At 58.7% G+C, this 16,646-nt stretch carries 12 protein-coding genes; 9 read left to right on the plus strand and 3 right to left on the minus strand.

Annotated features, from left to right (window positions below):
• Positions 1–181 precede the first annotated feature (181 nt).
• The gene (locus tag RUU78_RS18095) at positions 182–1,252 is read right to left on the minus strand and encodes a tetratricopeptide repeat protein (protein WP_313918868.1); all 1,071 of its coding nucleotides are present in this window, start codon (positions 1,250–1,252) and stop codon (positions 182–184) included.
• A gap of 113 nt (positions 1,253–1,365) precedes the next feature.
• Between RUU78_RS18095 and RUU78_RS18100 the strand changes: the two genes are divergently transcribed.
• The 5 genes from RUU78_RS18100 to RUU78_RS18120 all read left to right on the plus strand — a co-directional run bounded on the left by RUU78_RS18100 (position 1,366) and on the right by RUU78_RS18120 (position 8,215).
• Positions 1,366–1,737 (plus strand): M13-type metalloendopeptidase, encoded by a 372-nt coding sequence (locus RUU78_RS18100; RefSeq protein WP_313918948.1) that lies wholly within the window; start codon positions 1,366–1,368, stop codon positions 1,735–1,737.
• A gap of 222 nt (positions 1,738–1,959) precedes the next feature.
• Positions 1,960–3,672, plus strand: coding sequence for a hypothetical protein (locus RUU78_RS18105; protein WP_313918869.1), 1,713 nt, complete (start codon positions 1,960–1,962; stop codon positions 3,670–3,672).
• Positions 3,673–3,709: 37 nt separating this feature from the next.
• Positions 3,710–6,796: an RNA-directed DNA polymerase gene (locus RUU78_RS18110; protein ID WP_313918870.1), complete on the plus strand. Its 3,087-nt coding sequence runs from the start codon at positions 3,710–3,712 to the stop codon at positions 6,794–6,796.
• A gap of 169 nt (positions 6,797–6,965) precedes the next feature.
• The gene (locus RUU78_RS18115) at positions 6,966–7,700 is read left to right on the plus strand and encodes a hypothetical protein (RefSeq protein WP_313918872.1); all 735 of its coding nucleotides are present in this window, start codon (positions 6,966–6,968) and stop codon (positions 7,698–7,700) included.
• Positions 7,701–7,867: 167 nt separating this feature from the next.
• Positions 7,868–8,215 (plus strand): hypothetical protein, encoded by a 348-nt coding sequence (locus tag RUU78_RS18120; protein WP_313918874.1) that lies wholly within the window; start codon positions 7,868–7,870, stop codon positions 8,213–8,215.
• A gap of 683 nt (positions 8,216–8,898) precedes the next feature.
• Here the strand turns inward: RUU78_RS18120 and RUU78_RS18125 are convergent.
• Both RUU78_RS18125 and RUU78_RS18130 read right to left on the minus strand, forming a co-directional pair.
• Entirely contained in the window at positions 8,899–9,105 is a 207-nt protein-coding gene (locus RUU78_RS18125) for a hypothetical protein (protein ID WP_313918876.1), read from the minus strand.
• A gap of 58 nt (positions 9,106–9,163) precedes the next feature.
• Positions 9,164–10,102 (minus strand): SOS response-associated peptidase family protein, encoded by a 939-nt coding sequence (locus RUU78_RS18130; RefSeq protein ID WP_313918877.1) that lies wholly within the window; start codon positions 10,100–10,102, stop codon positions 9,164–9,166.
• An 852-nt stretch (positions 10,103–10,954) separates the two neighbouring features.
• On the opposite strand from RUU78_RS18130, the gene RUU78_RS18135 reads away from it, so the two are divergent.
• From RUU78_RS18135 to dapB, 4 genes are all read left to right on the plus strand, one after another.
• A complete protein-coding gene (locus RUU78_RS18135; protein WP_313918879.1) occupies positions 10,955–11,893 on the plus strand; it encodes a hypothetical protein in 939 nt (312 codons plus the stop codon).
• 36 nt (positions 11,894–11,929) lie between these two features.
• Positions 11,930–12,880, plus strand: a complete 951-nt coding sequence (locus tag RUU78_RS18140; RefSeq protein WP_313918881.1) for a hypothetical protein — start codon at positions 11,930–11,932, stop codon at positions 12,878–12,880.
• Positions 12,877–15,273 carry a hypothetical protein gene (locus RUU78_RS18145; protein WP_313918883.1) on the plus strand — a complete coding sequence of 799 codons (2,397 nt, stop codon included), beginning with the start codon at positions 12,877–12,879 and terminating at the stop codon, positions 15,271–15,273. The genes RUU78_RS18140 and RUU78_RS18145 overlap by 4 nt, the downstream gene beginning before the upstream one ends.
• A 321-nt stretch (positions 15,274–15,594) precedes the next feature.
• On the plus strand, positions 15,595–16,407 hold the full coding sequence (gene dapB, locus RUU78_RS18150; protein ID WP_313918884.1) for a 4-hydroxy-tetrahydrodipicolinate reductase: 813 nt from the start codon (positions 15,595–15,597) through the stop codon (positions 16,405–16,407).
• The last annotated feature ends 239 nt before the right edge of the window (positions 16,408–16,646 follow it).

Here is a 16,646-nt window from a genome sequence, read left to right on the forward strand (position 1 = left end):
CCTGGAAGAGTTCGAGCTGTCTCTGGTCGCTTGAACGAGTGTCCGTGATTCGGGGGCAAGTTCACCCCCGTTCTCGCGGCTATGAGGTGAGGCACGGCTTCACCGACAAAGGCCACATGCGTGATGCGGCTCGAGCCGACGCCCGTGCCGCCTTCGGTTCCACGGCCTGCGTTGCGGCGCTTCAGATCCCGCGCGGGAGTTGCTTCGGGTCGATCCTGTCGATGATGAGGGCGCGCAGCTTCAGACCGTTGGGGACGTGTGCGAGGGCCCTGTACATCGTCAACGGTTCCACGAGGCCGACGCTGCGCGCGATCAGCGCAGCGCTGCCGCTTGTGGGCGCCGCGTTGATCGTGGCGGCTTTTTGCAGATAGGCGACGGCCAGCAGTTGGTTGAGTTCTTCCTTGCGGGCCGCGGCGCGGGGATCGGCCATCGTCGGTTCGAGGAACGCGATCGACTCGTCAGGGTTATTGCTGCGGATCACGAGTTCGCGCGCCAGATTCACGGCTTTCATGCTGAACGGTGTTGCGGACTCGAACGTCAGCATGTCCCGGTAGATGGACTTCCTTATCTCGCTCTCCGACCCGGTCAGCCGTTCGAGGGAACGCCCCGCCAGTTCGCGAGCCGAGGGCGGAAACTGTGCGTTCTTCAACATGTCCTTCAGACGTGCGGCCATATCCGGCTTCGGGCCATCGTGGAGTTCGATTTTCATGCGGTCGATCATCAGCCAAAGATCGTTCGGGATCGCCTTCGCGATGTCGTCGAGCAGTCCGCGTGCGTCGTCGTAGCGTTCCTGTTCGAGATAGAGGGAGGCTTGCAGCACCTTCACCGAGGCGAAGTCCGGGTGCGTGGCCAGCGATCCGGTCACGGCTTCCTGCGCGGCCTCTGCGCCTTGCGTCAACCAGATCAGCCGATTGACGACAAACTCGATCTGGTAATCCTGCGGCGCTTTCGACTGATAGTCGGAGATGGCGGCGGCGGCTTCGTCGTAGCAGCGTGCGGATATCAGCGCGTTGATCCGACGGATTTCCGGGGTCTTGATGTCCGCCGTTTCGAGCAAGGTTGTGCCGCGATACGGGATAGGTCCGCTCGCGACGACTTCGGCGCAGCGGTCCTGCGGCCCGCGCAGGGGTTGGGCCTGCGCGTCGCGGCTGCCACTGCCCGCCAGGGCGAGCCCCAGCAGCGCGCACGCGCACCAGTGGAATCGGGCAACGGAAGGCATCCTGGGACGTGGGGTCGAGTTCGGTGGCAGCATGGATTCCTCGGAAAACAGTGTGCGGTCGTGGAGACGGGTCTCGTCGTGTGGCTACCAGGCAATACGAGACTTCGACGCGAACATGATCACACGGCGAACGACGATCCGAGAGGCTGCGGGGCGAATGCGTCGGTCCGGTCGCGACCCGGCGTCCAGGCCGGCTCAGCGACGCTCCCGATGCACCGGCTCCGCCCCACTGCCCGGGGCGCCTCGACGGCCGCCGCAGCCTTGGCGAAAACCTGTCTGATCTCGTCGGCGTGACGATCGCGCTGGATGCCTACCGCCTGCACGCCGCAGCGAACGGGATAGACACAAAGGCCAAGCGCGACGGTTTCAGCGGCGAACAGCGATTGTTCCTCGGCTGGGCACAACTCTTGCGAACGCAGGCCACCGAAGCGGCCCTGCGCGCTGAGATCGATTCCGGCAATCACTCGCCGGCGAGGTATCGCGTCAATGGCGTGGTGCGCAATCTGCAGGCTTGGTAGGAGGCGTTTGGGGTGGGGCCTGAGGCGAAGCTGTTTGTGGCGGAGGGGGAGCGGGTGGCGGTTTTGTGAGGAGTGGTTGGCGATCGCTGCATCGAGCGGGTACAAGGCGTCGTCGCTGACAGTCCCAAAATAGTTGCTAAATCCGCTAGAAAAAAGTGGGTTCCGCAAGTTAACCTGACCTCGTTTCTCCGCTCTCACAACTGCATGACGACAGGTGCTCAAATGGACCTAGCAGAAATCCTGAAAGGTTTTATCCGCGAGTCAGGCCGCGGAGCGATTGTTCTTCAGGGAAAATGGGGGCGCGGAAAAACTCATCTATGGAAGTACTTATGGAAAGAATATTGTGCGGAACAACTGGAGCTAGGCTTAAGTCAGAGGCGTTATGCCTACGTCTCTTTATTTGGAATAGGTAGCATAAAGGAACTCAAGCGAGAGGTGTTCCAGACGCATGATGAAGTGGCTACGGCACCTGTCGCAGCATCGAATGTTGGTCGTGGCTGGCTGGCGCAAAGATGGCGGAAAACCAAAGCAGGTGCGATAAATAAGTTGCCCCTACTTAAGCGACTAGGTGCAGATCCGGAAGCCAAGAAGGTCAGTCCTTTACTTGCAGCCTACGAAGTCATTGCAGAAAACTCTCTCAGGAACATGTTGGTTTGCTTCGACGATGTGGAACGTCGCGGAGCTAGTCTTAGGTTGCTAGACTTTCTAGGTCTGGTTTCTCTTTTGAGTGAAGAGCGAAACTGTAATGTTGTTGTGATTGCAAATACAGAATCACAAGAATTCCCGATTGATGAATGGAACATGCACCGGGAAAAGGTGTTCCGCCAAGAGTACACCTTCGACCCATCCGTCGAGGAATGTGTGTCGGCTATTATGCCGCCGAGCGGCGAAATTTTTCGCGATTCTGTAAGGGATGCGCTCATTGAGCTCAACGTTAAGAACTTGCGCATTGTGCAACGAACTTCATCGCTATTGGCGCCAATTAGAGGCGCGATCGAGGCGAGCACTCTGTCGGAGCGATCTATAACGTACATAGCGCGTTCCCTCGCTCTGGCGTCGTACTGCTACAACGGATCTGGGGATGGGGCTCCGCCGCTGGATCTAGTTGTCAAGCATAGTGCAGAAGGTTATACGGGAGTTGCGGCTAATCCAGAGCTGCGCGCGGTGTGGAACACGCTTGCAAATTTCAGGCACTATTTCAATACCGAAATTGATAAGAAAATTATAGATTTTGTTAGGAGTGGCGTTATACATCAAGACAGTCTTGTGGTGGCGTTTCGCGAACTCGCTAGCAACGATTCGGTTATAGACGAGTCTCAGTTTTACAATGACACATGGGCGATGTGGAGGTCGTCCTTCAATGACAACAGCGCGGATCTGCTAGTTAGATTTGAAAGAATCGCCAAGCAACCGTTTAAGGGGATGACATCCTCGAGCGCAAGTTCAGTTGCTCGGACGTTGCGAGATCTCGGGCGGTCGGATCTGGCAAGTTTGTTGCTTCGAAATTGGGTTGAGTCGAGGATCCATGATAGGAAGGATGATCTTAGCGACCGAGAGCTAAACATATGGGGTGATGCTGATCCGGAGCTGGTTGATTTGGCTAGAGAAGCGCTTGACCGTGAGCTTCCGGTGCTTTCTTTAGTTGATGCATTTGCCTTGGGAAGTCCTGCTTTCTATCTTCCAGAGAGGCTTATCCTGGCTATCTCTCGGAGCAAGGCCGAAGACTTGGCCGATTATCTCGAACCACTCTGCAATGAAGGAGTTGCGAAGTCGGTATACGCCCTGACACGTCTCCCGCCTTCAGCGCGGGAGCCGTACGTCGCTGGGGCACGCGAAATTACTTGTGAGGCATTGCGGCTGCTCGCGCGGAAGAGCGATCATTTTTGTCGAAAGGCAAAGACAATTTATCCCGCCGCTTTCCCCGACAACGATTGACTAGCGGGAATCTTCCCTACTTGCTGGAACCAATGTCTTGCAAAAGCGCTCACTCACTCCGACTATTGCCGACCTGTATCTCGCGTTCCGGCAGGCGAAATCCGCACTGTTTTTCGAGAGGCGTGGCGTCGGACTTCTCGAACTAGCTGCGTACGAGCAGGAACTGCCGAGAAACTTGAGAGTACTTCGCTCCAAGCTCGCCAGTGGAGGCTGGTTCGACAATGTCCAGTTAGGCGAGACGTGGGTCGTCCCGAAGCGACTCCACGCTTCCGAAGGAGGGCGCGATCATGTTGTTAGGATCGGCGCTGCTCGATCAAAGCCTATCCCCTGCCCCATTGATATTCAGCTTCGACTGAGTCCGCACCCTGAGTTTGCGGTTGCGGAAGTGCTCTACCTCTGGCGCTTTGGCGCGCTGCTCGACGCACTGCTCTCGAGGGAGGTTTTGGGCTATCGGCTTGATCTTCGGAACCAGCAGATTGTTCGGCACCGGCGATGGCTGTTCGAGTATTGGCCTAAGCGCTATCAGCAGTTTCGTACAGCACCTCTAAACGCCGCGAAGAGTGCGCTTGAACGGGATCAGCAAGCGCTGATCATCAGTGCGGATCTCGCAAGCTTTTACGACACCATTGCTCCGTCGTTTATGCTCAGCGAGTCTTTCGTGGCCGAGTTGCAGGAGGCGGGCGCGAAGCCGGATGATGTCACCGAGTACAAACACGCTACAGCATCGCTGCTTCGCTCGTATGGGCGCTTCCGTAAGCTGGCATCACGCCGTGCTGCAACGCCGATCGTGACCGGCGTTCCTATAGGAGCTCTGACCAGTCGGGTCGTCGCAAACCTATCACTAGCGCCGCTAGATCGGCACGTCGTTTCGCGTCCCGGCGTCCTTTGCTACCGACGGTATGTCGACGACGTGGTTATCGTGGCGGAGCCATGCGGCGAAGACGACTGTATTGAAACGATACGGCGTTTCGTGCCACTTCTGGAAGCCGACGATCAGCTCTTGCGACTGGATGTCACGGCTCTTGATCGTTTCGGGTCTGAATTTGAACTGCAGACAAGAAAGGTGCGTGTCCATCGCTTGGCTGGGGTTCCTGGTGGAGACTTCGTGGATGCGGTTGCGTCCGACTTTTCTAAGGCAGTAAGCGAGCGCCGTGCTTTTGTCGATTCATCTACATTCGTCGGCGATGGTGTGAGTCACCTGATACGTGCAGGAAATGCCGAAGGATCTCCACTTCGAGTGCTGCGCGATGCTGATCGTGCAAGGTTGGAGCGCTTTGCGCTGTCCACAAGCCTACGATCTCTTGAGCGCGTCTCGAGCCTCATCAATCGAAACGAGGCACGCGACATCGTGAGGCATTGCTTGGAGCGAGTCGGCCGCGTCGTTGATGCTGGAGACAACTGGGTAGAGGACCTCGACGTATCGTTTCGCTTTCTCAAACTGGCGATTTGCTCTGGAGACTGGACGTCGGCTAAGGAACTGATCCGGCGCATGGATAGGACGTGGGGCACAGTTCAATCGCTGCGGAAGACCGCGAGTAATCTCTACTACCGCGGTCGTGAGATATCCGCCGAAAGAGTCAGTCCGTGGATTTGGCTTCGCAACTATCTTCATGAGCGGCGATTGGAGGCGATCAGCTCATGTCTGCCAATCGGCATGGATGCGAAACAGATTGCGAGCCGTTTTTCCGGGCGAATTCGGCTGAGAACTAGTGAGGTGAAGGCTACTGTGCTCCGGCGTCGTGCCGAGCAGCTTGCTTGTGCCGACTTGCGCTCACGTGATCGCGAAGACGACGCGCATCCGCGACCCAGTGGATCTGACAAAGACCGCAAATGGCTGCTTGCCGAGTTGCGTCGGAACGACGAGCTTTCCGAGCGACTGTCTGAAGTCTCAAAATTCGTGCAACGCTGTGATGAACTCGGAGATCTTGCATGGGCGATGCCAGCCGCGCGGCTCTTTTTGTGTACGCGCCCTCCGTCTTACTTTGATATTTCACGACGCTGGCTATATAGGGTTGAACAGAACGGATTCGACGAAACGGCGTTCGACGAACTTCTCAGCATCGTAAATGCCGTACGTGGCACGGAGTATCGCGATCCCATCGGCAGAGTTCTCGATGCTGCCACGATCTCAATCGAGCCTCTTGCTGTCGAGAAGTATGTTCCAGGGATATTGGAGCAAAAAGGCCCGCGTATTATCCTTGGGAACCTCGTTGTTGAAGAAGCCGCGTGGACGGCTGCAGCGAAGCGTGTGCCCGGTGCTCCATTCGGCTCACCGCTGTTAACGAAGAAGCGCCTTCAAGGATTAGCTGAGGTTCTTGAGAAGGCATCATGCCTGTCGCGGGGAGGAGGTTCGGAAGTCCTAGTACTGCCCGAATTGTCGCTGCCGCGTCATTGGTTCAGAACGGTAGCAAATCATGTCGTAAGGTCTGGCCGATATGGTTTAGTGGCCGGGCTTGAGTATATCCACCACAAGACTCAGCCTTACGTCGCTAACCAGGTCTTCGCCGTTCTTCCAGGGCCTTGCATGTCGGTTGCGGCTTGGCCGTGGACGAAGAGACTGCCGGCTCGGGAGGAAGGGGCGCAGCTCTCGAAGCTTAAGCCCGCAGTGCAGTTCATGCCTTTTTCGAATCGGTCAAAAATTCGGACGGTTATACATTCCGCGTGGGGCGCGTTTTCGGTACTTATTTGCAGTGAGATGATTGAGGCGCGCCGCGTTGCTGATCTGCTTGGGCGTGTCGATGTTGTGCTTTGTCCCTCTTGGAACCCAGATACATCGTCCTACGATCACCTTATTCAGTCTGTAGGCTTTCAGCTCCACGCCATAATCGCCATTGCGAACAACGGCCACTACTCGGATTGCCGTGCCTGGGCCCCGCACACAGAGCGATGGAAGCGGGATCTGTGCCGGCTGATAGAGCGCGATGTGGACGACGTGGTGCATGTGGACATCCCATTGGCGAGCTTAGTGGCATTCCATGCCGGCGATAGGCAAGCCCAGGACAAGTACGCGCGCTTGCGCGCGGCTCTTGAACGAGGGGATATCAAGGCCGCTCGGGTAGCGTTGCAGCACCTAATGGATAAGCTGCAGAGCGCGTGGCGACCGTTGCCGCCAGACTGGACATGATCTCGATTCTGACTCGCTTGTGCCGGCACTTGGGTACGTAGATCTTAGTGCTCAGTGCTCAGTGCTTAGTGCTTAGTGCTTAGTGCTTAGTGCTTAGCAAGTGACCTCTCGCCGAGCCTGCGTTGGCCGGCAATTTGCTAATTGCGGTTGATATAGCGAGCGACATCCAATGGAAAGGAAGTCGGTCATCCAGGCTCAGCAGGGCGCGCGGGAGGACGCCTGGCGCGTGCACATGGGACAAATCCACACCCTTGACGCCGCCCGCAACGAGGTAGACAATCCGAGCGTTGCCGCCAATTCGGCAACCGGGCTTGGCAGCCCTATCTCAAGGCGCACACAGCGCCGTATCGAATACCGGCGTTTTTTTACGCCCGAAATTCGTGCGGCGTCGTCTGCCGATTTCTGGCGGACGGTGCGCGGGGAGCCGCAAGGCTCGCCGGTCCTTGAGCCGGTCTGCCAACCCGCACACCGTTCGCCACCCTTTTTCCACTATTCGGGGTGGCGACTCCACGCAAAGGGAGTTGTCCATGGATATTCGGTCTGTGTGCTTTGGCAATCGGCGTTCGCCGGGTTGCATCGTCGGTATCGGTCGCGTTGTTCCCGGGAATGGGAGGCGCGCGCCATGACTACTTATACCGGCTCGTTTCATCCGATGCGCCTCGACGCGCGCGGGGATCACCCGGTGATGTTCGCGTACGTCCTCGACTCGCGTGAGCACCGTGAGGCGCTGGATGTGGAGATCATGACGCGGCTCGCGGCGATCCAGGAGCTTAGCGAAACCATCGCGGACGCCGAGTTCGAGGCGCCGCATTCGCACTCGCCCAGCGGGATCTTCGAAGCCGTGGCCATCCTCTCGCGCGATGTGCGCGGGTTGCTGGAAGCGCGGGAGAGCAAGGGACCGTAAGGTTCGCGCGTTTGCCGGAGCGGCGCTGTGCCGCTCCGGCGTTTCGTGGACTTCCTGCGTGGCCGCCGGTTCGGGTGCTGGCGGCGGCCTGGGTGACTCCGGTGCGAGGTTGGTCTTGCTCGGCGCACTGATGCAGGGCACACAACCGGTGCTCACGGGGAATCGCCATGCAAGAGGAACACATTGCGTTGCTCGGCCAAACAACAGAAGGCGTATGGGCGATCGAGACGTATGCATACGTCTCGCCGGGCAAGGGCAAGCTCCGCGTGACCGCACGCTATACCTGCGTGCGTCCCGGTGAAGCCAACGCGGATCAGAACCTGGAACTGCGCGTCACGGGGCAGGCACCTGTCCGCAAGAACGGGCCGAACTGGGGCATCAGGAACCATCAGACCTTGTCCATCGACAGTGCGGTAGATCTGCCGAAAAATGCGCCGGTCACTATCGAGCTGCGGCGTATGAACACCTCGGCCGATGAGGTGAGCTGGGAGCGTGATGTGTCGTTCGCGTGGTAGCGCCAGCTTGCGTCATCGCTATCTTGGCGTTGCCGGTGTTGGCCCGCGCCGGTCGTGAGCGAAGTGGGTCGCCATCGCTATCCGCGACCCATGGCTGGCGCGGCGCAGATCATCGGTTCGAGCGCAATCCACCCGCGCGTCGGCGCTATTGACGTTCGCGGCGATCGGTCGCCTGCGCCGGCTGCGCCGCTGGCGCGCCGGGTTCGGCGCGCGACGACGCGGACGGGACCTCAGCCCTGGCACTTCAAGACGCCTCGGCCGGCCTCGTGACCAATCGCGCCGACACCGGCAGAAAAAGCCGCAAGCGCCACACGAAATGTCCCGCGCTTGGCGATAAATGTCCCGGCCGTCGCGAAAAATGTCCCGCGCGCGGGACAAAAAGTGCCGGCGTTGGCGCTTTTTGCGCCACGCGCTGCGGTTTTCGGGTGGCCCGAGGCGGAAAAGGCGTCACGCGCCGCGCAAAAAGGGCGGAGCTTCGCTCAAAAAGTCTCACCGTTGACGCAAAAAGCCCCGCGCGCCGGACTTTTCGTGCGGTACGCGGGACAAGAAGCGTCGCGGGCGGGACAAGACGTGCGGCGTCTGCGGCGGGGTCGGGTCGAGGTGAGCAGCCGCTCGGGCACACGCGTCAGTGCGCCACGGCGATCATGCCTCGGTGAAGCCGGCGCGCCTGACCGGGTGCCGGGTTACGCAGTGTCCTGCGAATGCAGGAGTCCAAAACTATCCCAGTCCTCGAACGCGGCCAGGCAGGCGGCGCAGCCGCAGCGGCCGAGGCACGGATGTGCGCAGGATTCGGTGCAGCGGCAGGCGAGGCGGGTCTCCGGTATACGCGCCGGGCGATAGTGCCCGGCATCGTCGGCGTAACGCCGCTTGCCTTCAGGGGTCGGTTCCATGGCGCCTCCGGGTGAGTGCGGGGGATTGTGCGCAGGTGCGTCTCATGCGCTGCGACGGCTACTCGGCGTCGCGATGCTGGTAGTACGGCCGCACGCGGTCGTCGAGGATGGCGTGCAGCACATCGAGGTCGTGCGCGTCGGGCGATAGCCAGGTATCCAGGTGCTCGGCCTTGATCGGGACGATGCAGCGGTCGTGGCCCGCGGCGATCACTTCGGGCGGCGGATCGTCGGTGATCGCGGCGAAGGACAGCAGTTCCTCGCCGTCCGGACCAGTCCAGCGGGACCACAGGCAGGCGATCAGGAGTTCCTGCCCGTCGGCGGGCGTGAATTCGATGACCTGGTTGTAGGGTTTGCCGTCCGGGCCGATGCGTTCGACGTATTCGTAGAACCGCTGCACGACGGCCACGCCGTGGCTGCGGCCGAACAGGTCGCGCCAGAATCCTTCCAGATTGTCGCGCCGCGCGTTGTAGGTGCCGGGAAAGCGGTCGTCATAGCTGGCCGGCTTGCCCGCAATGCGGCATTGATAGCGCATCGGCACGACCAGGCGTTCGCCGCCCTGCATGATCATCACCGGCGCGTAGTCGCCGGGGTAGATGCGCGAATCGCGCGGCTCCTCGTCGGTGCGGTCGAGGTCGGCGATCTTGCGCTGCGCCGCAGCAACCTTGTTGCCAGCGATGCGGATCTCGTCGGTCGCTTTCTTGGTTGGCTTGCGCGCCAGTGCTTCCTGCGCGAGACGCAGTCGCTCGCGCTGCTTGATCAGCTCGGCCATGTGCGTGCTGGCTTGCTGGTCGCGGTAGCGCCGGACCAGATCATGGATCCGTTGTTCGCCTTCCTCGCCGGCATCCGAGAACGCGGCTTCCATTCCCTTGGGAATCCTGACCTTGCCGCCGTTCTGGCGCACTTCGAACAGGCGGACGAAGTCGATGATGCTCAGCCGCGCGCCAAAGCGCCGCGTGAACGCGTGGTAGTCCTGCCAGACCATGGCGCTGTAGCACATGTCGCGCCTCGCGCTTTGCCGTGCTGGGGTTTCAGGATACCGACCGGCGAGGGGCGGGCGACAGCACAGCAGGAGCAGGCAACAGGTTGGTACGTTCGTGGTGCCGGCCGGTAACCGCGTCAGGCCCAGCGCGGCGAAGTTGTGCAGGAGGTGACCAGCTACTCGTGGGAGGTCTGATGCCATCGTGGCACAGGCATGGTTGGGGCCGCCGCGCCGCCAAGGGGTAGCAATGGCTGATGTGTTCATTAACTACGCGACACCCGACAGGGAAGTCGCTGCAAGGCTGGCTCATGTCCTCGATCACCCGGAATGTGGCTTGGTCCGTGATTGCCGTGTAGCGATCCAGTGGCATAGCCGGATCAGGCGCTGACTGGGGAGGTTCGACCGGCGTTTGTACAGGACCTGGAGGAACGGATTGCGACGGAGACTGCAGGGCCGCCCAAGCGGCGGCGCCAGCCACGGCGGCAACACTACTTGAGCCGGCGCTGGGTATGGCGGCCGCTCGGTTCTACTATCGGGTATCGCCAGGACCGAGCGCGCGGATTCCGATTCTGATCGCGCTTCCACGCTTTGGTAGCAGGATTTCCATCGCGGCAATCAGGTTGATCAAGTGAGAGGTAGCGCCCCGTCGCGACAGGTGGAGCGGGGAGCAGTAGGAAGCACTTACTTCTAAGCGCTGTGTGCGACGTTTGGTTGGGCGGTGGAAGCGACATAGCGCCGTGACGTAGGTTGCGGTCCGTCATCGGCGACTGAGCGGCACGAGTCTCCCGAACGAACGGACCTGGCTGGCACCAGCTTGTTCCGTTACCGATTAACGACCAAGGTCCAGTGCTATTGCAGAGGAGGCGACGATTGCAAGCATTTATTGAAGCGCTTTGTGAAACGAGTGCTGGGCAAATCCTCGCCGTCAATGTCCTTGACGACCTGATGGCGGAAAGCGGTCGCGTCGACCCCAAAACGGTGAGGGACGTCTTCCTTCTCGCTCAGGCCAATTGGAGTCCGGCTCATCAAGACGCCTACACCGCAACTCTGGGTGCCATCATTCAGAAGAAGCCGGACAGCTTCTTCCGCCGCCTTCCTCGTCCAAATGTCGCCGGTCGTACTTTCCTCACGATACTGACTGCAGCGCGCGTTTGTGACGAGGGGCATGACGGTCTTCTAAGTTCTGAATCCCTCGAGAGTGCCGGTCTCTTGGGTTTGCGGACTGGAGCAAACGGCGCTGTTGCGCCGACCCATTACTATGATCGCCTTGCGCGCCTAATAGAAACACGCGAGGGACTCAGGGAAGGAGCGGCGCTTGGAAAGCAGTTCGATATATTCTGGGCAACACTTGATGACAATGCTTGGGAAACACTTGAGATCGAATGTCTGCAGCTCGGGCATTGCGTCGCTTCGCGGAAGCGGGACTATCTAGGACTCGGCACCGTACGAAAAAATTCGTCCCTCATCGAGTTTCGATTCAACCTGCCGAGTACGGCGGTACAGGTTTGCGCGCCGACTTTTCTTGAAGCACTTGGCAACACCCGATGGTTGTCGCAAGCGGCACGGAATTGCACGGAATTCGGTGTCACAGCGGACCTGAAGAAAGTGCGGGCTGGCGACAGCAACTTTGATGGCGCCGCTGAGGTGATCAGTCCATGCTTGTCCTTAGCCGATTGTCTACAGAGCTGTAGATTTGCAGAGACTACAAGCGAAGATACAAATTGTACGGATGAACAGTTTTTGGTGGCAATCCTGCGTGGGCGCACAATTGAACTAGTCATCGCAAATCTTGCAAGCCGGCTCTCCTAAGGACGCCAGATGACCGATCCTGTCCGATCCCGGTTCATGAACGAAAATGAAGCTGCAGAGTGGTTTCGCGTTGGTTTCGCACAATTGGAGTTTCCTGGCGATGGTCTAAATAGCTTCCCGAGCTTATCTCTCGATCCTAAGCTTGGTGTGCTGGCATCGCTCCACTCGCTTTACGATTCGCTCGGGCCTATCGAGAAGCTGAATTTTCGTGAGGGCATCCGTCTTGGGCTCGAAAGCGGGGTCGGCGTTGACTCGCCAACCGCGCGCCGGGCTCTCTTAAAGCTCGCAAAGCGCTACAAACCGTCCGGACTACGAGAGCTTGTTGAGCGATGGTGGCGGACGCGTACCCACGACTCGCTTCATTCTAGTGACCAAAGGTCGGCCGAAGTTTCAGCTTTTGTCGACTATCTCTGTTGTTATGAGGCCGATCCCAGATTGTTGGAGTTCTTTATTGAGCTCAGGTCGTCGCCAGATTGGCGTCCGTCATTCGCGTCGGCAATGCTAGTTTTCGCGTTACCGGCAGCTGGTCCACGCTGGGTGGAGCATTTGCGCAACCTTGAGCGCGACTTCACGCACCTTCGCCAACAGTTTCCTAATAGTTTTAGCTTGCGTGATTTACTGATTGATTTCTGTCAGATCGTGCCACTTAAAGATTTGAAGGACGGGCTTAAGGCATGGGCGCACCCGGAGGATTGGATGCTTCCATATCTCTTTGAAGGAGACGAGGCACCGCTTATTCTGACTACTAGGATGATAGAAAATGTACCAGGTATCGATGTATTGGTCGCGAAGTGCCGGAGCGAACAGGACTTTGTCGAAATGGGGCCTATTGGTTGGCCCATGACTGTTAATGAATCATGGCCAAAAATTCGTTTTAAGTTCAAGAGGTCGGAGCCGAGTCCGTCAGAAAGCTATTCTAGCGCCGGGAATAATGTAGTGATATGTGTAGATTGGATTGCGAAGCTAAATGCGCGGAGTAGATCATGATAAAAGGCAATTCCCAAGAAAGTCGGGCTGTCCTGAAATCCTATCTTTTCGGTATCTCGCGGCTGAAAGCGATCATTGAGCTCAATCAAAAAGACACCAGCCCACCGCCGCCTAGCTTAACGTACTTCGTCGACACAGATGTTGTCATCCTCTACAGCAATCCTGAGCGCATGGCCAAGTACGTCATGCTGTTTCCTGAGCAGAAATCCGATAAAGACCTCACCACGTCTACGGCAACGTTGACCGCAGAGTTGATGTGCAGCGGCAAACTTTCTCGACAAGTTCCGGGCGCGCCGCTTTACCTTTTACCTGATCATGGTGATGAGATCGATAGCGTGTTGCGGGCAGTTATTCGTGGTGCTAGCTCCTTTCCCGAAGAAGATCATCGAGAAGATCAACTGACGCGAAAGCTACAGCAGGCCAAAGAACAAGGCGGGCTCGCTCTTGTCGCGGACGAGATTGCCAAGGGGTTCGCTCAGAAGCTTTCGGAAGCGCAAAGGGGTGCTTTGGCACAGGTGGTCGCCTTCAACCGACTGTTTTCAAACGACAGAATTGCGCGAGCGGAGTCATTGCACGAGATGACGGAAAATGTGTTGATGCCACCGCAAAGTGTCGTAAACGACTGGATAAAAAGGCTTCATAGCTCCGGTGATCCTGCCGAACTTCGCGATCCTCACAAGCTAGAACTGATTGAGCATGACGCCCGCGCGCTTGCTCAACTTATAGCCCTTAATAGTGAGAGCGACGATACTCGGGCGTACGTTCTCATCACCGGAAGTCATCGGATGCACCGAGCCTATAGTAGTTGGTACATCGAATCTGCAAAGCGAACCTTGTATTTACTGAGGCATCCGACCCACTATCTCCCAATCCTCAATGCTTCAGAGCTTAGCAAGCTAAAGGGGGGGGCAGACTCAGAGACTGCTCGCTCGATCTTCCATGAAATTAGTCAGGCGATTGACGCGCTGCCTTTGATCGAGGCAAGGAGCAAGCGCCCGTATCCTGACTTAATGCCCGACATTGATGATGCAGTAATAAGAAACTATGAAGACAAAGCGGTCATGCAGGCGATTGAAAAGGCTGCTAGTGAGAGCGACCCAAATGCAGAATGGGTGAAAAAATTCAGTGGACAGTGGGTAAGACTGAGCTCGCTTGCGGTAAGTGCTAACGCGACCATACTGAACGGGCGCCTCAGCGACGATTCGGCACAGCTTATTGGTCTGCTTAATGAAGGGCGTGAAGTTTTTCTGGAGCGCCAGCAAAGCGTAATCGCGGAACTATCAAATCGACATCTTGCATTCAACATCGTCGGCAAGCTGATCAAGAACTACAAAGAGAAACAGAAAAAGGGCAGTCGACCAATCCTCCGTTTCAATCGCATAACTGGTCCCTTGTTTACGGATTTCACTGAGATAATTGGTAGATACAGTGCGGTTGAATTTTTGGATCTCCTAGACGAGAATATACTAAGCCAAGTAAAGAGTAGTCTTGGTGCTTTGCAGCTTTCCTTTAATGACGTCAAGGGTGCCAAAGCTGCGCTATTTGCGGCGTGCGCGTCCGCTCGCATATTTGCATTAGAGGAGGCTCGAGCGCTCGCGGGAAGATCGGTGGAAATTCTTAACCGGGTCAAGGCTCGAAGCGAAGATGAAATGGCCGCGTCCGATCTACATGAGGCTCGTTTTTTTAAGGCGAAGCTAGACCGGTTTGATCTGACTACGCCTCAGCGATTCGAAAGCTCACGTGCGGAGCTTGGCTTACTTCTCGATGATCTTATCGCGCACGATGAACTGGAGCGCAGCTTGAAATCCGGCCGCGTTTATACGGAACGTGGTGCGCTCGGCGTTGCAGCGGCGATACTCTGTGTTCGGTCGACATCTGTGGTCTGGCATGACTACATGGTAAATCTATCGGATATAGTCGCTTACGCTGCAAACGATCTTCGCAGAGCGCGAAAGTTACTTGTACCCGGACCAGCGCCCGGCGCGACGAGTATGGTGGCCCACTACGAACAAATCCGACGTCTCGTTTCCCGCCAGCTTCATTCCAATATTGTGTCGCACTATCTCTTAAGCACACTCTTGCTTAGCGGTGAAATTTATAGTTCTAGCTTTAGTGGCGATGAGGTGGATCAATCACTAGCTGCGCTTGAGCCGTCGTTGCCCGACGCACCCTATGTCGTTAGAATCGAGCATGCTATCGCCAAATGGCTTAGGGAGAGAGATGCCAACCCATCGACGGCCGATAGGTTGGCTGGATATGCTGCAGTGCTGATCGAGCAGATACTTGCCGACCATGAAGATATTTCGTCTCCCGAGTTCGACCGTTTGTCTTTTGAGTTCTACCTCAGAAGGCTGAAAAATGATCATCCCTCTGCTTTTCGGGTACCTGGATAAGCAACTCAGTATCGCAATCCGGGGCAGGGCAAGATCTGAACAAGCCAGCGAAAGCCCATGCCAAAGTCCGGTTTTGCATTCTCGACTGTCGATCCTGATGCATCTCGTGCTTCGGCTGCACACCGCTCCCCCCGACAAAAGGCTCGGAGGGAGGGCCGCGATAGGGAACTCCAGATTTCCATCGGGGCATCAAACGGCGCCTAAGGCCCAATCAAGCAGTCGCCCGCCCTCGTGGCCGCTGCATGCACCACCGCTTATCCCGTTGTGCCAACCCCCGCCGCGGCCGAGAATCGGGCTTTTCCGCCGTGGCCTTCCGACGACATGACGACCGACACCGCCCCGATCCGCCTCGCAGTGCATGGGGCCTCCGGCCGCATGGGGCAGGCGCTGCTGCGTGCCGTGCCGGGGCAGGCCGGCGTCGAGTTGACCGCCGCGCTGGTGCGGCCGGGTTCGGGACTCGTCGATGTGCCGCTGCGGCAGATCCTCGGCGCGCAGGCCGGCGAGCTGGAATTCCGCGCGGCGCTGGATCCTGAGGTGGGTGTCGAAGCGTTGATCGACTTCAGTGGTCCGCACGCGTTCGAGGGCGCGCTGGCGCTGGCGCTGGAGCGCCGGGCCGCGTTCATCAGCGGCACGACCGGCCTGACTGACGCCCAGCACGCCGCGCTGCGCCGCGCCGCCGCACATATCCCGGTGCTGTGGGCGTCGAACTTCAGTCTCGGCATCGCGCTGATGACGCGGTTCTCGCGCTTCGCCGCGCGCGTGCTGCCGGGGTGGGACTGCGAGATCGTCGAGATGCATCACCGGCGCAAGGTCGACGCGCCGTCCGGTACGGCGCTGAGCCTGGGCCACGCGGTCGCGGAAGGCCGCGGCCAGAGCCTGGCCGAGGTCGCCGCGCACGGCCGCAGCGGCCAGGCCGGCGCGCGGCCGCCCGGCGAGATCGGCTTCCACGCCTTGCGCGGCGGCGACGTGGTCGGCGAGCACACGGTGATTTTCGCCAGTGACGACGAGCGCATCGAGTTCACGCACCGCGCGGCCCATCGTGACCTGTTCGCGCGCGGCGCGCTGCGCGCGGCGCAGCGACTCGCGCGCGCCGAGCCCGGCTGTTACGGCATGGACGACATCCTCGGCGAGTAGGCCGGACGACGCGCGCTGGCGCGGCGCGGCAAACGGTCGCGGGGTGCGCCACCGCCCGCGTTTCCTGAAGCACGTCGCAGGATTGTGCGTCGCAGCGGTGGACACACCCCGGATCGCGCCCTAAAATCGCGCCTCGCCTCGATACCCCTTCATGCCCAATCCACGGACTGGTTACACCAGCCCGCGGGTTTTCGTGCACCTGAATCAGACCCCGGTGCCGGGCCACTACCGAAAAGGCG

Origin of the sequence: Tahibacter sp., from assembly GCF_032229445.1 — a bacterium.
Taxonomy (GTDB): Bacteria; Pseudomonadota; Gammaproteobacteria; order Xanthomonadales; family Rhodanobacteraceae; genus Tahibacter.

What these genes read in the sequence shown, in the direction of transcription:
- RUU78_RS18095 (WP_313918868.1), bottom strand. Translation starts at nt 1,252, where the DNA reads ATGCTGCCACCGAACTCGACCCCACGTCCCAGGATGCCTTCCGTTGCC.
- RUU78_RS18105 (WP_313918869.1), top strand. Translation starts at nt 1,960, where the DNA reads ATGGACCTAGCAGAAATCCTGAAAGGTTTTATCCGCGAGTCAGGCCGC.
- RUU78_RS18115 (WP_313918872.1), top strand. Translation starts at nt 6,966, where the DNA reads ATGGAAAGGAAGTCGGTCATCCAGGCTCAGCAGGGCGCGCGGGAGGAC.
- RUU78_RS18120 (WP_313918874.1), top strand. Translation starts at nt 7,868, where the DNA reads ATGCAAGAGGAACACATTGCGTTGCTCGGCCAAACAACAGAAGGCGTA.
- RUU78_RS18125 (WP_313918876.1), bottom strand. Translation starts at nt 9,105, where the DNA reads ATGGAACCGACCCCTGAAGGCAAGCGGCGTTACGCCGACGATGCCGGG.
- RUU78_RS18130 (WP_313918877.1), bottom strand. Translation starts at nt 10,102, where the DNA reads ATGTGCTACAGCGCCATGGTCTGGCAGGACTACCACGCGTTCACGCGG.
- RUU78_RS18140 (WP_313918881.1), top strand. Translation starts at nt 11,930, where the DNA reads ATGAACGAAAATGAAGCTGCAGAGTGGTTTCGCGTTGGTTTCGCACAA.
- RUU78_RS18145 (WP_313918883.1), top strand. Translation starts at nt 12,877, where the DNA reads ATGATAAAAGGCAATTCCCAAGAAAGTCGGGCTGTCCTGAAATCCTAT.
- dapB (WP_313918884.1), top strand. Translation starts at nt 15,595, where the DNA reads ATGACGACCGACACCGCCCCGATCCGCCTCGCAGTGCATGGGGCCTCC.